The sequence below is a fragment of the Streptomyces sp. NPDC052016 genome (genome assembly GCF_044548445.1).
Taxonomy (GTDB): domain Bacteria; phylum Actinomycetota; class Actinomycetes; order Streptomycetales; family Streptomycetaceae; genus Streptomyces.
This window is the reverse complement of record NZ_JBIUBX010000037.1, coordinates 68,313-86,814: the sequence shown is the minus strand read 5'-3', so window position 1 is coordinate 86,814 and position 18,502 is coordinate 68,313. Positions and strand designations below refer to the sequence as shown.

The 18,502-nt window shown below is 74.2% G+C and carries 15 protein-coding genes, 1 tRNA gene and 1 other RNA gene; 8 read left to right on the top strand and 9 right to left on the bottom strand.

Going from position 1 to position 18,502, the window contains the following annotated elements; all coding sequences use genetic code 11:
• Positions 1 to 301: 301 nt before the first annotated feature.
• From ACIHAR_RS36015 to ffs, 5 genes are all read right to left on the bottom strand, one after another.
• The gene (locus tag ACIHAR_RS36015) at positions 302 to 1,792 is read right to left on the bottom strand and encodes a N,N-dimethylformamidase beta subunit family domain-containing protein (protein WP_400023414.1); all 1,491 of its coding nucleotides are present in this window, start codon (positions 1,790 to 1,792) and stop codon (positions 302 to 304) included.
• Between the two features lie 280 nt (positions 1,793 to 2,072).
• Positions 2,073 to 3,884, bottom strand: coding sequence for a hypothetical protein (locus ACIHAR_RS36010; protein WP_400023423.1), 1,812 nt, complete (start codon positions 3,882 to 3,884; stop codon positions 2,073 to 2,075).
• A 315-nt stretch (positions 3,885 to 4,199) separates the two neighbouring features.
• Positions 4,200 to 5,465 (bottom strand): phosphoribosylamine--glycine ligase, encoded by a 1,266-nt coding sequence (gene purD / locus ACIHAR_RS36005; RefSeq protein ID WP_365473075.1) that lies wholly within the window; start codon positions 5,463 to 5,465, stop codon positions 4,200 to 4,202.
• Between the two features lie 192 nt (positions 5,466 to 5,657).
• Positions 5,658 to 7,994, bottom strand: a complete 2,337-nt coding sequence (locus ACIHAR_RS36000; RefSeq protein ID WP_400023412.1) for a DNA polymerase III subunit gamma and tau — start codon at positions 7,992 to 7,994, stop codon at positions 5,658 to 5,660.
• Positions 7,995 to 8,077: 83 nt separating this feature from the next.
• Positions 8,078 to 8,176, bottom strand: an RNA gene (gene ffs / locus ACIHAR_RS35995) — signal recognition particle sRNA small type.
• Between the two features lie 72 nt (positions 8,177 to 8,248).
• Between ffs and ACIHAR_RS35990 the strand changes: the two genes are divergently transcribed.
• Both ACIHAR_RS35990 and ACIHAR_RS35985 read left to right on the top strand, forming a co-directional pair.
• Positions 8,249 to 8,336 (top strand) — tRNA-Ser (locus tag ACIHAR_RS35990).
• A gap of 249 nt (positions 8,337 to 8,585) precedes the next feature.
• Positions 8,586 to 8,807, top strand: coding sequence for a hypothetical protein (locus ACIHAR_RS35985; RefSeq protein ID WP_365465669.1), 222 nt, complete (start codon positions 8,586 to 8,588; stop codon positions 8,805 to 8,807).
• Between the two features lie 532 nt (positions 8,808 to 9,339).
• Here the strand turns inward: ACIHAR_RS35985 and ACIHAR_RS35980 are convergent.
• The 4 genes from ACIHAR_RS35980 to ACIHAR_RS35965 all read right to left on the bottom strand — a co-directional run bounded on the left by ACIHAR_RS35980 (position 9,340) and on the right by ACIHAR_RS35965 (position 14,679).
• Positions 9,340 to 11,190, bottom strand: a complete 1,851-nt coding sequence (locus tag ACIHAR_RS35980; RefSeq protein WP_400023422.1) for a copper resistance protein CopC — start codon at positions 11,188 to 11,190, stop codon at positions 9,340 to 9,342.
• A 249-nt stretch (positions 11,191 to 11,439) separates the two neighbouring features.
• Positions 11,440 to 11,880 carry a cupin domain-containing protein gene (locus ACIHAR_RS35975; protein WP_400023421.1) on the bottom strand — a complete coding sequence of 147 codons (441 nt, stop codon included), beginning with the start codon at positions 11,878 to 11,880 and terminating at the stop codon, positions 11,440 to 11,442.
• Between the two features lie 47 nt (positions 11,881 to 11,927).
• Complete coding sequence (locus ACIHAR_RS35970) at positions 11,928 to 12,521, bottom strand: GNAT family N-acetyltransferase (RefSeq protein ID WP_365465666.1); 594 nt, start codon at positions 12,519 to 12,521, stop codon at positions 11,928 to 11,930.
• Positions 12,514 to 14,679, bottom strand: a complete 2,166-nt coding sequence (locus ACIHAR_RS35965; RefSeq protein ID WP_400023411.1) for a penicillin acylase family protein — start codon at positions 14,677 to 14,679, stop codon at positions 12,514 to 12,516. Before ACIHAR_RS35965 ends, ACIHAR_RS35970 begins: the two co-directional genes overlap by 8 nt.
• A 79-nt stretch (positions 14,680 to 14,758) precedes the next feature.
• Here ACIHAR_RS35965 and ACIHAR_RS35960 point away from each other — a divergent pair, with 79 nt between their 5' ends.
• The 6 genes from ACIHAR_RS35960 (at position 14,759) to ACIHAR_RS35935 (ending at position 18,239) form a co-directional block, all read left to right on the top strand.
• A complete protein-coding gene (locus ACIHAR_RS35960) occupies positions 14,759 to 15,481 on the top strand; it encodes a siderophore-interacting protein (RefSeq protein ID WP_365465660.1) in 723 nt (240 codons plus the stop codon).
• A 65-nt stretch (positions 15,482 to 15,546) separates the two neighbouring features.
• Positions 15,547 to 16,143 carry an HhH-GPD-type base excision DNA repair protein gene (locus tag ACIHAR_RS35955; protein ID WP_365465657.1) on the top strand — a complete coding sequence of 199 codons (597 nt, stop codon included), beginning with the start codon at positions 15,547 to 15,549 and terminating at the stop codon, positions 16,141 to 16,143.
• Positions 16,144 to 16,189: 46 nt separating this feature from the next.
• The gene (locus ACIHAR_RS35950; protein ID WP_365465654.1) at positions 16,190 to 16,876 is read left to right on the top strand and encodes an HdeD family acid-resistance protein; all 687 of its coding nucleotides are present in this window, start codon (positions 16,190 to 16,192) and stop codon (positions 16,874 to 16,876) included.
• A 73-nt stretch (positions 16,877 to 16,949) separates the two neighbouring features.
• Positions 16,950 to 17,270: a hypothetical protein gene (locus ACIHAR_RS35945; protein ID WP_400023410.1), complete on the top strand. Its 321-nt coding sequence runs from the start codon at positions 16,950 to 16,952 to the stop codon at positions 17,268 to 17,270.
• A 69-nt stretch (positions 17,271 to 17,339) separates the two neighbouring features.
• Complete coding sequence (locus ACIHAR_RS35940) at positions 17,340 to 17,474, top strand: hypothetical protein (RefSeq protein ID WP_365465648.1); 135 nt, start codon at positions 17,340 to 17,342, stop codon at positions 17,472 to 17,474.
• A gap of 468 nt (positions 17,475 to 17,942) precedes the next feature.
• On the top strand, positions 17,943 to 18,239 hold the full coding sequence (locus tag ACIHAR_RS35935) for a type II toxin-antitoxin system VapB family antitoxin (RefSeq protein ID WP_004943146.1): 297 nt from the start codon (positions 17,943 to 17,945) through the stop codon (positions 18,237 to 18,239).
• Positions 18,240 to 18,502: the final 263 nt, after the last annotated feature.

Sequence of the window (18,502 nt, the reverse complement as noted above, 5' to 3'; positions counted from 1 at the left end):
CCCCCCCCCCCCCCCCCCCCCCCCCCCCCCCCCCCCCCCCCCCCCCCCCCCCCCCCCCCCCCCCCCCCCCCCCCCCCCCCCCCCCCCCCCCCCCGCTCCACGCCGCGGGCGGCGTGCGGGAGCGTCCTGGCTGCGCACCAGCGCCCTGAGCCGCGGGCGGGTGCGGGGGCGTTCGGGCCCGCGCACCGGTGCCGTGACCGGTCCGGCTGCCGGGAGAGTGCGGGAGCGTTCCGGCTGCGCGCTGGTGTCGTCACCGTTCCGGTGCGTCAGCGGGTGCGGGCTGAGCTCCAGCCGTCGGTCGTCAATCGCGTTTGCAGATGCGGTCCAGGAGGTTGGCCGTGGCGCGTTGGATGCGGGGGTCCACATGGCCGGGGCGGTCGAGGGCCGGGGACCAGGCGAAGGTGCCGGAGGCGAAGACGAGGGCGCCGGAGGGGGCGCGGTAGAGGGACGTCTCCTGGTGGCGCAGGACGCCTTCGCTGTCGGTGTACGGGGAGTGGGCCAGGAGGGTGCGCTTCTCGTGGGGCGGGAGCGGGGTGCGTGGGAAGTAGCGGTCGGCCTCGCCGGCGACCAGGCCTTCGATCCCGTCGCCCTCGTGGGCGCCGGTCGCCTCCCACAGCCAGTGGTCGGCGTTGCGGACGATCAGGGGCCGTGGTTCGGGGACCCGGCCCGCGTACTGGATGCCGAGTAACTGCTGCTCGGCTCGGTCGATCTCGCGCCAGAGGGCGGGACGGCCCGGGCCCCTGCGCTTGCGGCAGGTCAGCAGGCGGCCGGGGACGCCCGACGGGGACGGGCCCAGCTCCACCTGCCAGTAGAGGGTGTTGGCGGAGAGGAAGACCAGGGAGGTGCCGCTGTCGCGGGCCCGTTCCACGGTGCGGCGCATGGCCTGCGACCAGTACTCGTCGTGGCCGGGGAAGATCAGGCCCCGGTAGCGCGTGGGGTCGACGTGGCCGGTGTGCAGGTCGCGGGCGTCGGCGTAGGCGAGGTCGTAGCCGTAGCGCTCGGCCCAGCGGATGACGTCGTAGGCGTGGCCGACGTGGAGCGGGAGGCCCGAGCCGGCGTACGGGCGGTCGAAGGAGACCGTCGTGGCGGCCTGGGACTCCCCCAGCAGGCGGCCGTTCTCGTCCCACGCGTGGTAGAGACTCGCGCCGGTGCGGCCGTCCTCCGGGTAGAGGTTGTAGGCCTGCCAGGTGATGTCGGGGAGCAGCAGGAGCAGGTCGGCCGGGCGGGTGTCGCGGACCGTGAAGGGGATGTGGGAGCGGTAGCCGTCGGCAGTGGTGAGGACGGCGACGTACGCCCCGACGTTCCAGTACGACGGGACCTGCAGGCGCCAGGAGAGCCACCAGTGGTGGCAGGAGACCGTACGGTCGGCGGTCAGGGGTGGGGGCTGGACGATGCCGGAGAGACGTGGGCTGGTGGTGATCTTGGCTGCGCCGTCGCCGTCGTAGTGGCCGATGCGGTAGATGTCGACGCTGAACTCCTGGGGCGGGTCGACGGTGATGTGGAAGTCGACCGCGTCGCCCGGTGCGACCGCGCCGGTGGAGATGTAGCCCTTGATCTGGCGGTGCACGTCGTCCGCGGAGCGGGGGCCTCCGGCGCTGCGCGGGGCCGGGATGCGCGGGGCCGTTTCCGGGGGGGCCGGGGACGGGTCGACGTACCAGGGGACGACCTGGCCGGTGTCGTCGAAGTAGGTCTCGCTGCCGCGCAGCCAGGGGAGCGGGCCCTGCCCGAAGGGATCCGTCACGGCGTGCGCCAGCGCTCCGGACTCCCACCGGCGGATGTGGTCCTGTCCCATGGTGTGCTCCCCTCCCTTGGCCCCCGTGGTCGTCGTGCCAGTGGTGGTGTCGGTCGGTGGTCCGCCGTGGTGGCTGGTGGCCTGTGGCGGGCGTCCCTGTTGTCCGTGGCGCTTGTGGTGCCGGTGGTTTGTGTGGTTGTCCTATGTCGCTCGCCCATGCCATGGGCGCGAATGGTCCCAGCACATCACATGACGCGCTCAGACGGTCACGTTTCGTTGTGAATTGGCTGAAAGTGGAATCGAGAGCTCCGAGGCGGGCGTCGGGCCGCCGCGGTTCCGCTCAGCCGAGGCGTACCGGCTTCTCCGGGCGTATCCCCAGCTCCACCAGCCAGCCGCGCAGCGGGGCCGCGTCGCCGTCCTCGACCAGACTGAGGACGTGGGGCGTCAGGTCGCTCACGCGCTCGCCGTCGACCAGGAGGGTCGGGCCGTCGAGCCAGTCCAGGCCGGGTGTGGCTCCCACGGTGTCCATCGCCGCGCAGCAGACCATCGCGGTGACGTGGTCGGTGAGCAGTTCGCGGTCGGTGCGTGGGGGCTGGAGGGGGAAGAGCGGGAGGATCCCGCCGTCCCAGAGCGCGGCCGTGTCGGGGGCCTGCCCGGGCGCCGGGGGGCCTGCGGGGGCCGGGATCGCGGCCTCGGACTCCTCGCGGGCCAGCTCCGCTCCGAGGCGGGCTGCGAGGGCGGCGCTGCGGGGGTTGGGCGCGGGGAGATCTTCCTCCCCGTCGGCAGGGGTGAAGGTGTCTGCGGAGGGCGGCGGGGCGTCGGCGCCGTGGGGCGGGGGTGGGGTGCCCCAGGTGGGGGCCGTGGGAGCGGTGCCGTCGCCTCCTCCCGTCAGGTGGTTCAGCACGCGGGCCAGCGTGGGGCCGTCGGCGGCGGGGGCCGTGGGATCGGGGATGCGGCGGACGCCCAGGGCGTCCAGGACGCGGTGGAGGCGGGCCGCGTCGGAGCGCCACTTGCGGTCCACGACCTCCTCCGGGTACTCCTGCCAGCCCACCGGGGACCAGTCGGGGCCGGGCTCCGGGGGGCCGCCGTGGAACAGGCGGGCGGCGAGGAGGGAGGTGGCCTCGTCGACCAGGCCGGGCTCTTCGAGCAGGTCGCAGGCGGGGCGCTCGCCGAGGCGGGAGGCGAAGCCCTCGGCCAGGCGATCGCGCCGGGACAGCTCGGTCAGGGCGGCGACGACGCCCGCGTCCAGCCGGGACGGCCAGCGGCCCATCCGCCAGGCGGGCAGCGCCACTCGGGTGAGGAGACGGTCCCAGCCCGCGTACGCCAGCCCCACCTGTTCCTGGGCGACGATCCGCAGGCCGTAGTCCACCGCCTGGGCGCGTTCGGCGGCCGCCGCGGCCACCCCTCGCTCCATCTCCACGGCATGGACCTGGCAGCCGCGCAGCAGCAGCCGCGCGACCCGGCCGATGCCCTTGCAGGCCAGGCGCACGCCGGGACAGCGTCCGCGATCGGCGGAGACGGCCACCGCGGCGTCCAGCCCGCGTACGAAACGCCGGGCCGCGGCTATGTCGGGGTGCGCCGAGGGGCCCGTGCCGGCGACGACCGGCGCGAGGACGGCGCGCAGCTCGCCCACCCTCATCCACCACAGGAACGGGGATCCGATGACGAGCACGGGGGCGGTCGGCGTACGGCGGTGGAGGTGCCGGCCCGGCCCCGCTATCTCGTCCTGCCGGGGCACCGGCGGGCCGTGGGCCGGGTGGGCGCGGTCCTCCAGCCAGCTGTCGCAGTCCGGGGTGAGCGCTATCGCGGAGGGCGCGGGGACGTCGAGCCGGTCGGCGAGGTCGCGCACCAGTCGGTACAGGTCGGGGGCCGCGCTCTCGGAGATCGCCACCGTCGGGCTGACCGCGGGACGGGCGCGGGCGACGACCAGGGCGACGACGCCGGCGGCGAGCAGCACGAGGATCGCGAACACGGACACGGTCCAGCGGGCCGCGTCCCAGCCGGGGCCCACGAGGTGACCGGTGGAGTCGCCCGCCAGCAGGATCACCGCGGCCGCCGCGGGCAGCAGCGCGACGGCGAGCGCCCGGCCGCGGATGCGCAGCACGGCCAGCGCCCGGGCCCTCGCGGCCTGTGCGCCCGCTTCCATTCCCATACCGGTCACGACCGGACCTCACCCCCTCCCCGCAGTCCTGGCTCTCCTGGTCTTGCTCACTCCCCCACTGTGGCACCCGCCACTGACATCGCAATGCCGGTGGGCCAAGTGCCGGAATGCTTGCGCCGCACCCTAGTTGGCCCTTCGGCCCCCGTCAGCCGGATGGGGCAGCGCTCACTCGATGGAATGGCTTTGGGGAAAGGTGGATGACTGTGGGCAAGGGACAGGCCCCGGATTCCATGGGGGGTTCCCTGCTGGATCCGGGGCCTGGAAGAGGCCGGCCGTGGGGCTGGAAAGTACCTGGTCAGAAGCGGGCTAGGCGTGCGTCGCCGCGTCCGCCGCCGCCTTCGCCGCGATGTCCGTACGGTGCTGGGAGCCGTCCAGACGGATCCGCGCGACGGACCGGTACGCCCGCTCACGGGCCTCCGCCAGGTCCTTGCCGGTCGCCGTGACCGAGAGGACCCGGCCGCCCGCGCTGACCACGGTGTCGCCGTCGCGCTTGGTGCCGGCGTGCAGGACGTAGGCGTGCGGGGCGTCCTCGGCGGCCACCTCGTCGAGGCCGGTGATCGGGTCGCCGGTGCGTGGGGTGCCGGGGTAGTTGTGCGAGGCGACGACCACCGTGACGGCTGCCTCGTCGCTCCAGCGCAGTGGCGCCAGGTCGGCGAGGTTGCCGGTGGCGGCCGCCATCAGGACGCCCGCGAGCGGGGTCTTCAGACGGGCCAGGACGACCTGGGTCTCGGGGTCGCCGAAACGGGCGTTGAACTCGATGACGCGTACGCCCCGGCTGGTGACCGCCAGGCCTGCGTACAGCAGCCCCGAGAAGGGCGTGCCGCGGCGGTGCATCTCGTCCACGGTCGGCTGGAGGACGGTCTGCGTGACCTCGTCGACCAGCTTGGGATCGGCCCAGGGCAGGGGGGAGTACGCGCCCATGCCTCCGGTGTTGGGGCCCTCGTCGCCGTCGAGGGCGCGCTTGAAGTCCTGTGCGGGCCGCAGCGGGACGACCGTCTCGCCGTCGGTGATCGCGAAGAGGGAGACCTCCGGGCCGTCGAGGAACTCCTCGATGACGACACGCTCGCACCCCGCGGCGTGCGCCTTCGCCTCCTCGAGGTCGCCGGTCACGACGACGCCCTTGCCGGCGGCCAGTCCGTCGTCCTTGACGACGTACGGCGCGCCGAAGGCGTCGAGGGCCTCGGCCACCTCCTCGGGGGTGGTGCAGACGTACGAACGGGCGGTCGGGACGCCGGCCGCGGCCATCACGTCCTTGGCGAAGGCCTTGGAGCCCTCCAGCTGCGCGGCCTCCTTGGAGGGGCCGAAGACCGGGATGCCCGCCTCCCGCACCGCATCGGCCACCCCGGCGACGAGGGGGGCCTCGGGGCCTACGACCACGAGGTCGGCGCCGAGCTCCGCGGCCAGCGCGGCCACGGCCCCGCCGTCCAGGGCGTCCACCTGGTGCAGCTCGGCGACCTCGGCGATGCCGGCGTTGCCGGGGGCGCAGTGCAGCGCGGTGACGGCGGGGTCGAGGGACAGTGAGCGGCACAGGGCGTGTTCGCGGGCGCCGCTGCCGATGACGAGGACGTTCACAGGGGTCAGCCTAGCCGCCGTCGGCCCGGGCGCTTTGTGCGGGCTTCCGAAGGCGGTGGCGTGGCCGAGCTGTGGGTTCCTCCAAAGAGGAGGGGGCGGTGGGGGCTCCGACGAGGGCTCCGGCCCGCCCGACGGGGGGATCGCCGGATGACCCGCGGAGGTAGCGGGTCGGCCTCCGGCGGCACGGCCCCCCTACTCGTTGGTGAACTCCTCGACCACCGTCGCGCCCAGCTCGCGCACGATCAGTTCACGGCCGGAGAGGGCCGACTCGTTGAGGTCGGGGTCGTCGTCCTCGGGGATGTCGTCCTCGGGGGCCACGGGTTCCGGGGCGGAGGAGGCCTGAGGTGAGGAAGTGGGGGCGGGAGCCGCCGGGGGCGCGGACCGGGCCGGGGCCGGGCCGGGGGCGGTGGGTGCGAGCGAGGCGGCGGGCTGGGGGGTGGAACCGCCACCGCCATAGCCGCCGGAACCGCCGGGGCTGCCGTAGCCGCCGCTCGGGGCGCCGCCTCCGCCGAATCCGGGGGGGCCGGACGCGCCCGGGTAGCCGGTGGAACCGCCGAAGCCGCCCGTCGACGGGGGTGCGGAGCCGCCGGACGCGTCGACGACCGCGTCGATCTTCCACTGGACGTTGAACTGCTCGGCCAGCGCCTGCCGCAGCACGTCCTCGCTGCCGCTGCTCGCGAAGTTGTCACGGGCGCCGGCGTTGACGAAGCCGAGCTGGAGTGTTGTGCCGTCGAAGCCGGTGACCTGCGCGTTCTGGCTGAGCAGGATCCAGGTGAAGCGGCGGCGGTTCTTGACCGCCTCCAGGATGTTGGGCCAGAGCGTGCGGGGGTCGAGGCCGCCCGCGGGCGGCGCGTACGCCGCGGCCGCGGGGGCGGTCGGCGCGGGGGTGGCCGCAGGCGCGGCGGGCGGGGTCGCGGGAGTCGCCGCGGGGCGGGCGCCGCCGCCCGCGGGAGCGGCCGTGGGCCAGCCGCCGGGGCGGCGTCCGCTGCCCGCGGCGGTGGCGGTGGGCCAGGCGCCGGGGGCGGGGGCGGAGGCGGAGGGCGCCGCAGGCGGGGGACCGGCGTCGGCGGGTGCGGAAGAGGGCGCCGGAGCGGGCGCGGCCGGCGCCGCGGCGGCCGGTGCAGGGGCGGGAGTCGGCGTGGGAGCCGGGGCGGGAGCGGGGGGCGCGGGGGTGGCCGGAGCCGCGGCCGGTGCTGCCGCCTGGGACTGCCCGGCGGCCGGGCCCCGTACCGCCGCGCGGGCGGCCGCGGCGCCTCCTCCCGGCGGGACGGGGGCGCCGCCGGCGGGAACCGCCGCCGCTGCCCCGTGTGCCTCGGGTCCGGGCACGTACCCCATGGGCGGCATGCCGGTGGCGGCGCCCGCGGTGAAGTGCACGCCGCGCTCGATGCGGTCGAGGCGGGCCATGACGGAGCGCTCGTCGCCGTAGGCGGCGGGCAGCAGGACGCGGGCGCAGATCAGCTCGAGCTGGAGGCGGGGCGAGGTGGCGCCGCGCATCTCCGTGAGGCCCTCGTTGACGAGGTCGGCGGCGCGGCTGAGCTCGGCGGCACCGAAGACGCCGGCCTGGGCCTGCATCCGCTCGATGACGTCGGCCGGGGCGTCGATGAGCCCCTTCTCCGCCGCGTCGGGAACGGCGGCGAGGATCACCAGGTCGCGCAGGCGCTCGAGGAGGTCGGCGACGAAGCGCCGCGGGTCGTTCCCCCCTTCGATGACGCGGTCCACGACCTCGAAGGCGGCCGCCCCGTCACCGGTGGCGAAGGCCTCGACGACCGAGTCGAGCAGCGAGCCGTCCGTGTAGCCCAGCAGGGAGGTGGCCATGGCGTATGTCACACCGTCCGCGCCGGCGCTGGCGAGCAGCTGGTCCATGACGGACATCGAGTCACGCACGGACCCGGCACCGGCCCGCACGACGAGCGGCAGCACGCCGTCCTCGACGGGGATGTTTTCCTTCTGGCACACCTGGCCGAGGTAGTCCCGCAGGGTGCCGGGCGGCACCAGCCGGAACGGATAGTGGTGCGTACGAGACCGGATGGTCCCGATGACCTTCTCGGGCTCGGTGGTCGCGAAGATGAACTTCAGATGCTCCGGGGGCTCCTCGACGACCTTGAGCAGGGCGTTGAAACCCTGCGGGGAGACCATGTGGGCCTCGTCGATGATGTAGATCTTGTAGCGGCTGCGGGCGGGCCCGAAGAAGGCCTTCTCCCGCAGGTCACGGGCGTCGTCCACACCACCGTGCGAGGCGGCGTCGATCTCGATGACGTCGATGGAACCCGGCCCGTTCCTCGCCAGGTCGCGGCACGAGTCGCACTCCCCGCAGGGGGTCGGCGTGGGGCCCTGTTCGCAGTTCAGGCACCTGGCCAGAATGCGCGCGCTGGTCGTCTTGCCACATCCACGCGGCCCGCTGAACAGGTACGCGTGATTGACCCGGTTGTTCCGCAGCGCCTGCTGCAGCGGGTCGGTGACATGCTCCTGCCCGATGACCTCGGCAAAGGACTCCGGGCGGTAGCGGCGGTACAGCGCGAGAGACGACACGCATACGAGGTTATAGGCGCCCACTGACAACCGGACCCGCCCGAGCCGGGCCCGAAACGCACGCTCGGGAACGCACTCCCGGGAACGCAAGCGCCCCCCACGCACCCGCCAGAGCCGACCTACCCTTGCTGCCTTCCGGCCCTGGGGGAGTTCAGTCAGATAGCGCCGCGTGAGGGGCTGCGCCCAGGTTACCCGATGCCAGGGGCAGGGAACGAGTTCGCGAGCACTCCTCTCGGTCATGTAATGTTTCCGGCGGAGGATTCGCCTAGAGGCCTAGGGCGCACGCTTGGAAAGCGTGTTGGGGGCAACCCCTCACGAGTTCGAATCTCGTATCCTCCGCCAGTGCCTCACCGGGCACGTTGTCGAAGGGCTCCACCGCTTGCGGTGGAGCCCTTCGACGTTGTGCGTCTCCGCTGGATCTCTGTCGACGGACGGTCGCGGCGTTGTGGCGAGCGTCATGGAGACGGCGGCTGTCGAGCTTGGTCTTCCGGGTTTTGAAACTGCCAGGTCAGTGGCGTGACGCGGTGATTCCCGCGCAAATCTGTGCCGACGGCCACAGCGAACGGGGTGCGCGTAGGCTCATACTGAGTCATGACAAAGCCTGCTGCACCGAAACGTCATCTGCCGACCAGCCCCTTCAAGGCCCCGGTCGCACCGGCTCCCAAGCACTTCGCTCTGGGCGACCAGGTCACGCACGACGTGTACGGCCTCGGCCGGGTGATCGGCATCGAGGACGGCATCGCGGCGCTCGTGGACTTCGGTTCGGCGCAGATGCGGATCCTGAGCCCGTACGCGAAGATGACCAAGCTGTAGGACCGCTGTGCCCGGTCACGGCACACCAGGCCCTTTCCGGGGCCTGCCATGAAAGAGAGACCTCTCATCGATCTGACGTCGCTGTTCTCCGCCCTGGAAGGGCAACCCCGATACTCCGCCGCGGCACCGCCGCCTCCGACGACGAACCCCTTCCAGGCCCCCGACTTCGGGGAAGAGACCTTGCCGCTCGATGACACGCAGGAGCCCACCTCGGGCATGCGTGCGACGCGGCCCTGGGCTGCTTAGCCCCACGCGTGACGACGGCTGCGGGGCAACTGGCCGCGGGCCGTCCCCGGTGCCGCGACGAGGAGTGCGGCCGACTCGGTTTCCGTCTCCTTCGGTCCCGTTCACCGTCGTGCGGACGAGACCGTGTGCCGGCTCGTTCCCGTAGCCGGGCCACGTATCCGCTGCCTCCGCCCGTCAGGGCAGGCCGAAGGCCCCGACCGGTTCGCCGGTCGGGGCCTTCGTCGGTTTCGGGGCGGCCGTCGGGACGACGCCGGCAGCGGTCCTCGTGTTCTCGGCCCGGGGCCGGTCAGCGCGGGATGCGTACCTTCCTCGTCTCGCTGACCTGGTCGATCTCCGATGTCCTGACCGTCACCTTCATCTCCCAGTCTCCGGCGATGGGCAGGTTGACGGAGGTCGCGCTCCAGTAGCCGCCGCGGTCGGTGAGCCCGGCGTCGAGGGGGCCGACGTCCTGGCTGGGCAGGGTGAAGGACAGGCGCAGCTCGGGGATGTCGGCGAAGCCGCCGTCGGGGCCGTAGACCACGGCCTGGACGGAGTTGTCGCCGACGCGGCCCGGGTCGAGGGTGATCTGGACCGTGCCGCGGCCGCCGGTGGCACCGGCGTCGAAGGGGATGGTGGTGACGGAGGCGACGGGCAGGCCGGCGGACTGCTCTGCGGTGGCCGCCTCTGCTTCCGCGCGGGCCGGCAGGGTGCCCGTCAGGACGGTCGTGAACCCGAGCACCACGACGGAGACGACGACCTCGGCCAGGACGGAACGGCGCAGGGCGCGGCGGTGGGCGTCCTCGGCCGGGGTGAGCGGCGGTTGGCCCGCCGGGGGTTCGTCCGGCAGGGAGGGGCCGCCGGCCGGCTGGGGGACGCGTTCCCGTACCGGTGCGCGGTTCATCGCGCCCACGTCCACGGTCACCTTCGCCTTCGCCTCCGTCTCCACCGCCGTCGTTCCTTCCGTCGCTCTGGTCTCTTGCGTGTCCCCGGTCGCCGCGGTCTCCGCTCTCGCCAGGCGTCCGGTCCACCGGCGGGACAGCGTGCCCGCCGTCAGCAGCAGCGCCACCGCGGCCAGCTTGGCGAGGAGGAGCCGACCGTAGGAGCTGTCCGTCAGCGCGTCGAGGGAGCCGAGTCCGCGCCAGGACTGGTAGACGCCGGTCACCGCGAGGACGGCGACGGAGGCGGCGGCCAGCCGGGAGAAGCGGGCGGCGACGGCGGCCGGGAGCGCGCCGCGGCGGAGGAGGGTGAGCAGGGCCGTCAGGCCGCCGAGCCACGCCGCCATCGCGAGCAGGTGCAGCACCGAGGACGTCATCGCGGCCGGGACCTGGATGCCCGCCGACGCGTGCTCGGCGGCGGCCCAGGTCAGGGCGAGACCCACGGCGAGGACGGAGGCGGCGGCGAGGGTCGCGGGCGAGAGCCGCTCGCGCCTGCGCTGCCGTAGGAAAAGGACGGCCGTCGCCGCCAGCAGGGCCAGCCGTACCGCCAGGGCGATGCCCGGGCGGCCGGACAGGGTGCGGGTCAGGCCGGACGGGTCGAGTGCCTGGGCCGGGCCCGCCCCCGTCTCGTAGGGGGCGCGGAGCAGGAGCAGCAGGACGGTCGAGCCGGTGAACACCGACCAGGCCGCGACCAGCGGCCTGCGCAGGGGGCGGACCTCGGGCGGGCGGCACACGGCGACGAAGAGCGCGGTGCCGATGAGGACGGCCGCCGCCCCGTACGCCAGATAGCGGCCGATCTTGAACAGGCCGGCGGTGGCCGGATCCTCGACCGGACCGGTGGACAGGGGCGCCCGGGTCGCGGACGGTGCGCCGACGGAGAAGGTGAAGGCGCCGGCGATGGGATGGCTGTCCGCCGACACCACCCGCCAGGCCACCGTGAAGGTGCCGGTGCCGAGCTTCCCGGGCAGGGTGACCCGCGCGGTGTCCGGCCGGCCGTCCGCGTGCCGTGCCCTGCCCGTCTCGACCCGGCGGTTGCCGGGGTCGAAGACGCGGAAGGAGTCGTCGAGCAGGCCGACGGACTCGGTGAAGGTCAGGGTGATGCTGCGGGGAGCGGTCTTGACGACGGACCCGTCGGCGGGGTCGGCGCCGCGGAGGGCGGCGTGGGCCGACGCCTGGCCCGCGCCTGCGAAGAGGAGCAGGACCAGCAGGGCGCCCAGCAGCACCAGCCCTTGAAGTCGTCGGTCACCGCGTCCGGAGGTCCGTGCCGTACCGCCTGGTCGTCGTCCGCCATCGCGCCCTTCGCTCACGTCACCGCTCCGTACCTGGGACTCGTGTGCTCGGGTATACGTACGGACGGCGGCCGGGTGCTGCTCACCGCGTCGTCCGGGCCGTGGCCCCGCACCGCAGCGCGGTGCCCCGGCCGGGTCCACCGCTCGCTCCCGTGATCGGGGCCGCCCGGCCCGGGAGCGACGTCATGGACGGCAGAGCTGCGTGATCAGGGCGGCCCGGTCCGGGTGGCGCGCCGTGAGGTCGGCCGCGTCCCCGTGTTCGTAGTCCGCGTAGGTGAAACCGGGGGCCATGGTGCAGCCGAAGAAGGTCCAGGCGTCGCCCGCGGTCACCCGCGCGCCCATCCAGGTGCGCGCGGGGACGGTGAGCTGCGGTTGCTGCCCGCCGAGGACGTCCGGGCCGAGCACGGCCGTGCGCGAGGTGCCGTCGGGGGCGAGGAGCAGCAGCTCCAGCGGGTCGCCGAGGTAGAAGTGCCAGACCTCGTCGGTGGGCAGGCGGTGCAGGGCGGAGAAGTCGTCCGCGGTGAGCAGGGCGACGATCGCGGATCCGGCGGGTCGGCCGTCAGGCCCTTCGGGGCCCGACCAGGTACGGCGGAACAGCCCGCCCTCGCGGGGGATCGGCTCCATCCCGTAGTGGGCGACGAGGTCTTCGGCGGTCACGGGGCCTTGGGAGGTCACCCGGGGAAGGCTACCTCCCGCCTGAGGAACGCCAGTTGCGCCTTCTTCTCGGGCAGGTACACGTCGGGCAGGTCGATCTCCGGCAGGGTGACGACCGGTCCGCGTTCGAAGCCCCGCCGCAGGAAACGGGTGATGGCCTTGACGTTGCGCACGTCCGGGTCCACCACGATGCGGCGCCGGTCCAGGCCGAGCAGGGCGTACGACGTGAAGACGTCCATCAGGGCCGACGACCAGCCCGGCCGTGCCTCCTGTTCGCCGGCGGGGGCGAGCAGCAGGTGGACGCCGATGTCACCGGGCTCGGCCGGGTAGCACTCGCTCACCCGGTCCGCGGTCGGCTCGTACGTCTGGAACAGGCCGACCGGGGTGCCGTCCAGCTCGGCCAGGAAGGCGTGGTGGGTGTCGAGCCCGGCCATGTGGGCGTAGATTTCCGCGACCTGGTTTCGCGTCAGGCCGTTCATGCCCCAGAACACGGCCCTCTCCTCGCTGACCCAGCCGTGGACGACGTCGGCGTCGCCCTCGGCGTCCAGGGGGCGGAGGCCGACGGTGCCGAAGCCGTCGACCTTCTGCTCGTGCACGTACCGGTCAGACATCGCTCTCCTTCTCGAGGTGCTCCCAGTCGGTGACGACCGGGGCCAGCTCGCCCGTGAGCCAGAGGGGGAGCTGGTCGTGGTGGTGTGGGCTGCCCGGGTGGCCGGAGGCGCCGTAGGGCACGACCCAGCGGCTGTTCCCGCGGTCGGCCAGGTCCCAGACGTAGCGGGCGGCCGGCCCGCGGGCGGCGAGGTCGGTCCAGCCGGGCACGGCCGAGGTGCACAGCACGCAGTCGTGGTCGCCGGAGAGGGCGGGGCCCTCCTGCACGGGGTCGGGCAGCGCCCGCCAGGGGGCGAGGCGGTGGGTGTCGCCCCAGCGGGCGGCCGGCTGCCCGGCGACCTCGTCGACGGCCTCCCTGACCAGGGCGTGCCGGTCGATGCCGTACAGCTCGTCGGCGCGCAGGAGGTGTTCGAGGGCGAAGCCGATGCGGGGGACGAGGGCCAGCCAGGGCAGGAGGACCTCGGGGTAGGCGGGCGGGGTGATGAGGGCGGCGAAGGCCGGCTGGGCGGCCAGGCGGCGGACGAGCGCGCTGCGCAGGGCGGCGAAGAGAGCCGCGTCCTGGCTGCCGGCGTCCATGTGGCGGTCCCAGCGCAGGAGGCGGTCGCGGAGGTCGGCGGCCGGGCCGGTGAGGCCGTCGAGGGCGGCGAGGTGGTCCAGCAGGGGTGCGGCGGAGGCCAGGTAGGTGTCCGTGTGGATCGCGGGCATGGCGTCGGCGGACCACTCGCGGCGCTCCCGCAGCAGCTCCCGGATGCGGTCGGCGCGGTGCGGCGGGGCGAACTCGACGCCGAGCGGGGCGGCCGGGCCGCGCTGGTTGGCCATGACGGCGATGCCGTCGTCCAGTCCGGCGCGGGGCGTCTCGTGCCAGCCGGTCCACTCGTGCCCGGGCTCCCAGGCGGCGACGAGCCGGGTCCGGTTGGCCTCGGCGCGGACCGGTACGCGGCCGGCGACCCGGTGCAGCAGTCCGCCCTCGGTGTCGGCGGCCTGGACGACGTTGACCGGCTCGGCCCAGACGTCGAAGGCGCGGTCGACGTCGGCGACGCGGCGGGCCCTCAGCAGCGGCAGCAGCGCGGAGAATCCCAGGTCGCCGGTGACGCGGGGCGGGTAGCGCAGGGCGAGGGCGAGCGGGGTGCCGTCGTCGAGGCCCTCGGGACCGCCCGCGATCACCGGGCCGCGCTCGGTCTCCAGGATCTCGACCTCGACGGTCTCCTCCCCCGCCACGCGGACGGGTTCGGTGTGCCGGGCGACCCGCCGCCAGGTGCCGTCCGGACCCAGCGCCTCGACGCCCGCGCCGGTGCGGCGCAGCCGCTCGCGGTAGAGGTCCTGGTAGTCGGCCATGGCGTTGGTGATGGCCCAGGCGACGGTGCCGGTGTGGCCGAAGTGGGCGATGCCGGGGATGCCGGGCACGGCGAGCCCCACGACGTCGAACTCGTCGCAGGCCAGCCGGATCTGCTGGTAGACGCCGGGGTCCTCGATGAAGCGGTGCGGGTCACCGGCGATGAGGGCCTGGCCGGTGCCGGTCCGCTCCCCGCCGACCAGCCAGCCGTTGCTGCCGGAGGTGCCGGGCCCGTCGGTGGCGAACAGGCCCACGGCCTCCTCGCCGAGGTGGCGCACGGCCTCCTCGCGCCACAGCTTGGCGGGGAAGCCGGCGAAGAGGATGTGGGTGGAGAGCCAGACGGCGAGCGGGGTCCAGGGGTCCCAGCGGCCGGGGGCGAGACCGAGGCGCAGGAACTCGGGGGCGGGTCCGCCGTCCGGGACTTCCCCGGTGCGGCCGTCGGTCCCGCGCGGGCGGTCGTCGAGGCCGTCGGCGGTCACGGCCAGGCCCTCGTTGACGCCGTCGACGTACGATCGCACCCAGTCGGCGGTCTCCGGGTCGCGCTCCTCCAGGGTCGCGAAGCAGCGCCGGGCCGTGTCGTCGAGGCGGGCGCGGCGGGCGAACCGGTCCCAGGGGAGGGCCTCGGGGCCGAGGAAGGACGCCGAGGTGCCGCGGGCGCGGTGCCGTTCGACCTCCAGCTGCCAGGCGCGGTCGCGCGCCGTGACCAGCCCCTGGAGGCGGGCGAGGTCGCGGGCGTCGCGGGCGCGCAGGTGGGGGATGCCCCAGGCGTCCCGGTAGACGCCCTCAGGACGGGAAACTCCGTCGGGTCTGTCGGTCTCGCTCTTCACCCCTGTGGCCCCTCTGTGCTTTAGGTTAGCCTTACCTAATCAATCGGTGCAGGAATCGTACGCGAGGGGTGGAGAGGTCATGGCGCAGGGGCGGGGCTGGGAGGGCGCGGTCCTCAGACTGATGCGGGCGAAGGACTTCACGCTCACCGTCACGGACGCCGAGGACGTCACCCCGCACTACCGACGGCTGCACCTCACCGACGGCGGCCTGCTCGCCGCGACCGGCGTCCACCCGACCATGTGGATCCGGCTCTGGTTCACCAACGCGGACAAGCCGCACCAGCGGGCGTACACGCTGGTCGCCCCGGACCCGGCCGCCGGGACCTTCGCCCTGGAGTTCGCCCTGCACGAGGGCGCCGCCAGCGACTGGGCGCGGGCGGCGAAGCCCGGCGACACCATCGAGGCCACCGTGCAGGGCACCGGCTTCGAACAGCCGGCCCCCACCCCCTCCCACGTCCTCGCGATCGGCGACCCGGCCTCCCTCCCGGCGATCAACTCCCTCCTCGCGGCCCTCGGCCCGGCCCCGGCGACCGTCTGGTTCGAGGGCGGCGACGACACCCTCCCCTTCCACACCGACCCGGCACGGCACGAGATACGGCACGTGCCCCGGCAGGACTCGGGGGCGGCGCTGGTCGACCGGGTGAGGGCGGAACTGCCCGACGTCCTGAAGGCCACCCCGCACCCGTACGTCTGGATCACCTGCGACGCCCGCACGACCCGGACGCTCTCGGCGTACGTGCGCAAGGAACTGGGCGTCCCCAAGGAGCGGGTGCACGCGCTGGGGTACTGGCAGGCGCGCTGACGGCCGGGAGGGCGGCGCCGCGCACCGGCGGGCGGCCCCGCCGCGGAAGCGGCATGATCGAGGGCATGGACGTCACCCTTCACCTCGCTCAGGACGCCGAGGCCGACGCGCTTCTCGGACGTTCGCCGCTCGCCGCGCTGGTCGGGATGCTGCTCGATCAGCAAGTGCCCATGGAGTGGGCGTTCAAGGGGCCCCGGACGATCGCCGACCGGCTCGGCGCGGACGATCTCGACGCCCACGAGATCGCCGCCCGCGATCCGGAGGCCTTCGCCGCCCTGCTCTCGGAGAAACCGGCCGTCCACCGCTACCCCGGATCCATGGCCAAGCGCATCCAGCAGCTGTGCCAGTACCTGGTCGAGCACTACGACGGTGACGCGAGCGCCGTCTGGGACGGCGTCGAGACCGGCAAGGAGCTGCTGAAACGGCTGGAGGGGCTGCCCGGCTTCGGCAAGCAGAAGGCCCAGATCTTCCTCGCGCTGCTCGGCAAACAGCTCGGCGTGCGGCCGCAGGGCTGGCGGGAGGCGGCCGGGGCCTACGGCGAACCGAAGTCCTTCCGTTCCGTCGCCGACATCACCGGCCCGGAGTCACTGGCCAAGGTGCGGGCGCACAAGCAGGAGATGAAGGCGGCGGCCAAGGCCGGGAAGCAGGCCTCAGCCGGTTGACCCGCTCCGGGTGGCGGGCGGCTACGGCCCGGTCCGAGCATGAACCATGACCGAGCCACCGACCGGCTCCCCCTGGGGCCCGGAGTACGACGACCGCAAGGTCCACGCTCACCACGCTCAGCACGCCCCGGCAGCCGCCCCACCGCACGGGCACGAGCCCGAGCCGCCCCTCGAGGGGCCCCTGCACGCCCTGTCCCGCGCGGCCTGGCAGGTCGTCCTGGGCGCCGGCGTCGCCTCCCTGCTCCTCGGAATCCTGGTGCTGGCCTGGCCGGGCGCCTCCCTGTTCGCGGTCGGTGTCCTCTTCGGGCTCTACCTCGTGCTCAGCGGCGCCTTCCACCTCGTGTCGGCCTTCGGCACCCACAGGACGACCTCCCTGCGCGTCCTCGCCTTCATCAGCGGCGCCCTGTCGCTCCTGCTGGGCCTGCTCTGTTTCCGCGGCCCTATGCAGTCGATCCTGCTGCTGGCCCTGTGGATCGGCGTCGGCTGGCTGATCCGCGGGATCACCCAGACCCTGGCCGCCGCCTCCGACCGGGGCATGCCCGCGCGCGGCTGGCAGATCTTCCTCGGGGTCGTCACCTTCGTCGGCGGGATCGTGATGATCGACTGGCCGTTCGCGTCGGTCGCCGTGCTCACCCTCGTCGGCGGGATCTGGCTGGTGGTGGTCGGCGTCGTGGAGATCGTCACCGCGCTGCGCATCCGCGGCCGGTCCCGGCAGGTCCCCCGCACGCTGTGAACCGTGGGCCGAACGGGCGATTCTCACCCCCACCGTGCTGAACGCCCGGCGTGTCGCGGGGAGATGACCTTCCATGAGCAGCACGCGCACCCTCCCGCTCGGCCACATCTGGCTGCGGGCGGTCGTGCTGCTGCTCGCCGTACTGCTGCCGGGCCGGCCCGCCGAGGCGGCCTCGACGCCGCCGGTGGCCGCCGCGGAGATCGTCGAGTACGACTCCCTGGACACCGCCCTGCGGCCCACCGGGAGCGGCTCCCACCGCACGCTCGCACCGCCGCCGCGCCCCGCGCCCGGCCGGCCCCCGGCGCCCGCCGTCCCCCCGGGCCGCCCCCTTCCCGTGCCGCACGCGTCGCCGTACCGCCCGGACGCCCTGCGCTGCGTGGTCCTGCGCTGCTGACCCGCCCCGCGAAGAGGCCCGTCAGGACACCACAAGGAACACGCGAAGCACCATGCGAGGGAAACTGCCATGCCCAACGACCCCTACGCGGTCCTGCGCGCCCTGCTGCGCGCGGAGGCCGCGCGCAGCGCGCCGAAACCGCACATGAAGGCCACCGACCAGGAGAAGCCGCGGCAGGCCCCGAAGGACGACCGGGGCCGCTGACGGACCGGCGGAGGCGGCGCCACCGCCTCCGCCGTGCGCTAGAGGGAGTAGGTGCTCTCCCCGCCGAGCCGCGCGCCGCCGGCCTCTCCCGCACCGACCCCCTGTCCACAGTCTGTGCATATCCGTCGGCGACGACAGTCTGTGCAATCCGCCGGCGACGACGGCCTCGCCGACGCGGAGGCCGGTGAGGAGCAGTACGTGACGAAGAACACCCGGTGTCCTTGGAGCGGATCCCGCCCCTTCCGGTCGGCGCAGCGGAAGACCGGGCCGAGGACGTCCGCGATGAGGACGCCGAGTTCGAGGGCGGGGCCGGTGCCGACGCACCCGGCGGTGATCCCTCAGGCACCGGCCGGCAGGCGCACTCGAAGCCCCTCGCTCCCCTTTTGCCCCTTTTCACAACATCTTTTCCGGCGCCGCACTCGGCCGCCATGGCTGCGCCCGGAACGTCTGGACCGGTAGGCTTTCCGTGTGATCTTCAAGCGCATCGGAAACGGCCGGCCGTACCCCGACCACGGCCGGGAAAGCACCCGGCAGTGGGCGGACGTCGCGCCGCGCCCGGTCCGCCTCGATCAGCTGGTGACCACCAAGCAGCAGCTCGACCTGGAAACGCTCCTCGCCGAGGACTCCACGTTCTACGGCGACCTCTTCGCCCACGTGGTGAAGTGGCAGGGCGACCTCTACCTGGAGGACGGCCTCCACCGCGCCGTCCGCGCCGCCCTGCAGCAGCGGCAGGTACTGCACGCACGGGTGCTGGAACTGGACTGAGGGTCCGGCCCGCCCGGATACGACCGGGCTCGCCCTCGGGCCCGGGCCGATCCGCCCCGGCGGCACGCCAACCGGCCCCGACGGCGCGCACACCGGTCCCGGCCGCAAGCGCACCGATCTCGGCGGCTCGCACGTCCGCCTCGGCCGCGTGTGGACCCCGCCCCGGCGTCCCGCACGCCCGGACATCCGTCCATGACGCCCTTGGCCCTTTCGGGTCTTCCTCACGGCGTCGAATGATCATCTAGTAGGCACGGCCGCCCGGT

Coding starts and splice junctions, on each gene's coding strand:
- ACIHAR_RS35955 (WP_365465657.1), top strand. CDS start 15,547: ATGGACGTCACCCTTCACCTCGCTCAGGACGCCGAGGCCGACGCGCTT.
- ACIHAR_RS35975 (WP_400023421.1), bottom strand. CDS start 11,880: ATGGAGCCGATCCCCCGCGAGGGCGGGCTGTTCCGCCGTACCTGGTCG.
- ACIHAR_RS35960 (WP_365465660.1), top strand. CDS start 14,759: ATGGCGCAGGGGCGGGGCTGGGAGGGCGCGGTCCTCAGACTGATGCGG.
- ACIHAR_RS36015 (WP_400023414.1), bottom strand. CDS start 1,792: ATGGGACAGGACCACATCCGCCGGTGGGAGTCCGGAGCGCTGGCGCAC.
- ACIHAR_RS35940 (WP_365465648.1), top strand. CDS start 17,340: ATGCCCAACGACCCCTACGCGGTCCTGCGCGCCCTGCTGCGCGCGGAG.
- ACIHAR_RS35945 (WP_400023410.1), top strand. CDS start 16,950: ATGAGCAGCACGCGCACCCTCCCGCTCGGCCACATCTGGCTGCGGGCG.
- ACIHAR_RS35950 (WP_365465654.1), top strand. CDS start 16,190: ATGACCGAGCCACCGACCGGCTCCCCCTGGGGCCCGGAGTACGACGAC.
- ACIHAR_RS36010 (WP_400023423.1), bottom strand. CDS start 3,884: ATGGGAATGGAAGCGGGCGCACAGGCCGCGAGGGCCCGGGCGCTGGCC.
- ACIHAR_RS35985 (WP_365465669.1), top strand. CDS start 8,586: ATGACAAAGCCTGCTGCACCGAAACGTCATCTGCCGACCAGCCCCTTC.
- ACIHAR_RS35970 (WP_365465666.1), bottom strand. CDS start 12,521: ATGTCTGACCGGTACGTGCACGAGCAGAAGGTCGACGGCTTCGGCACC.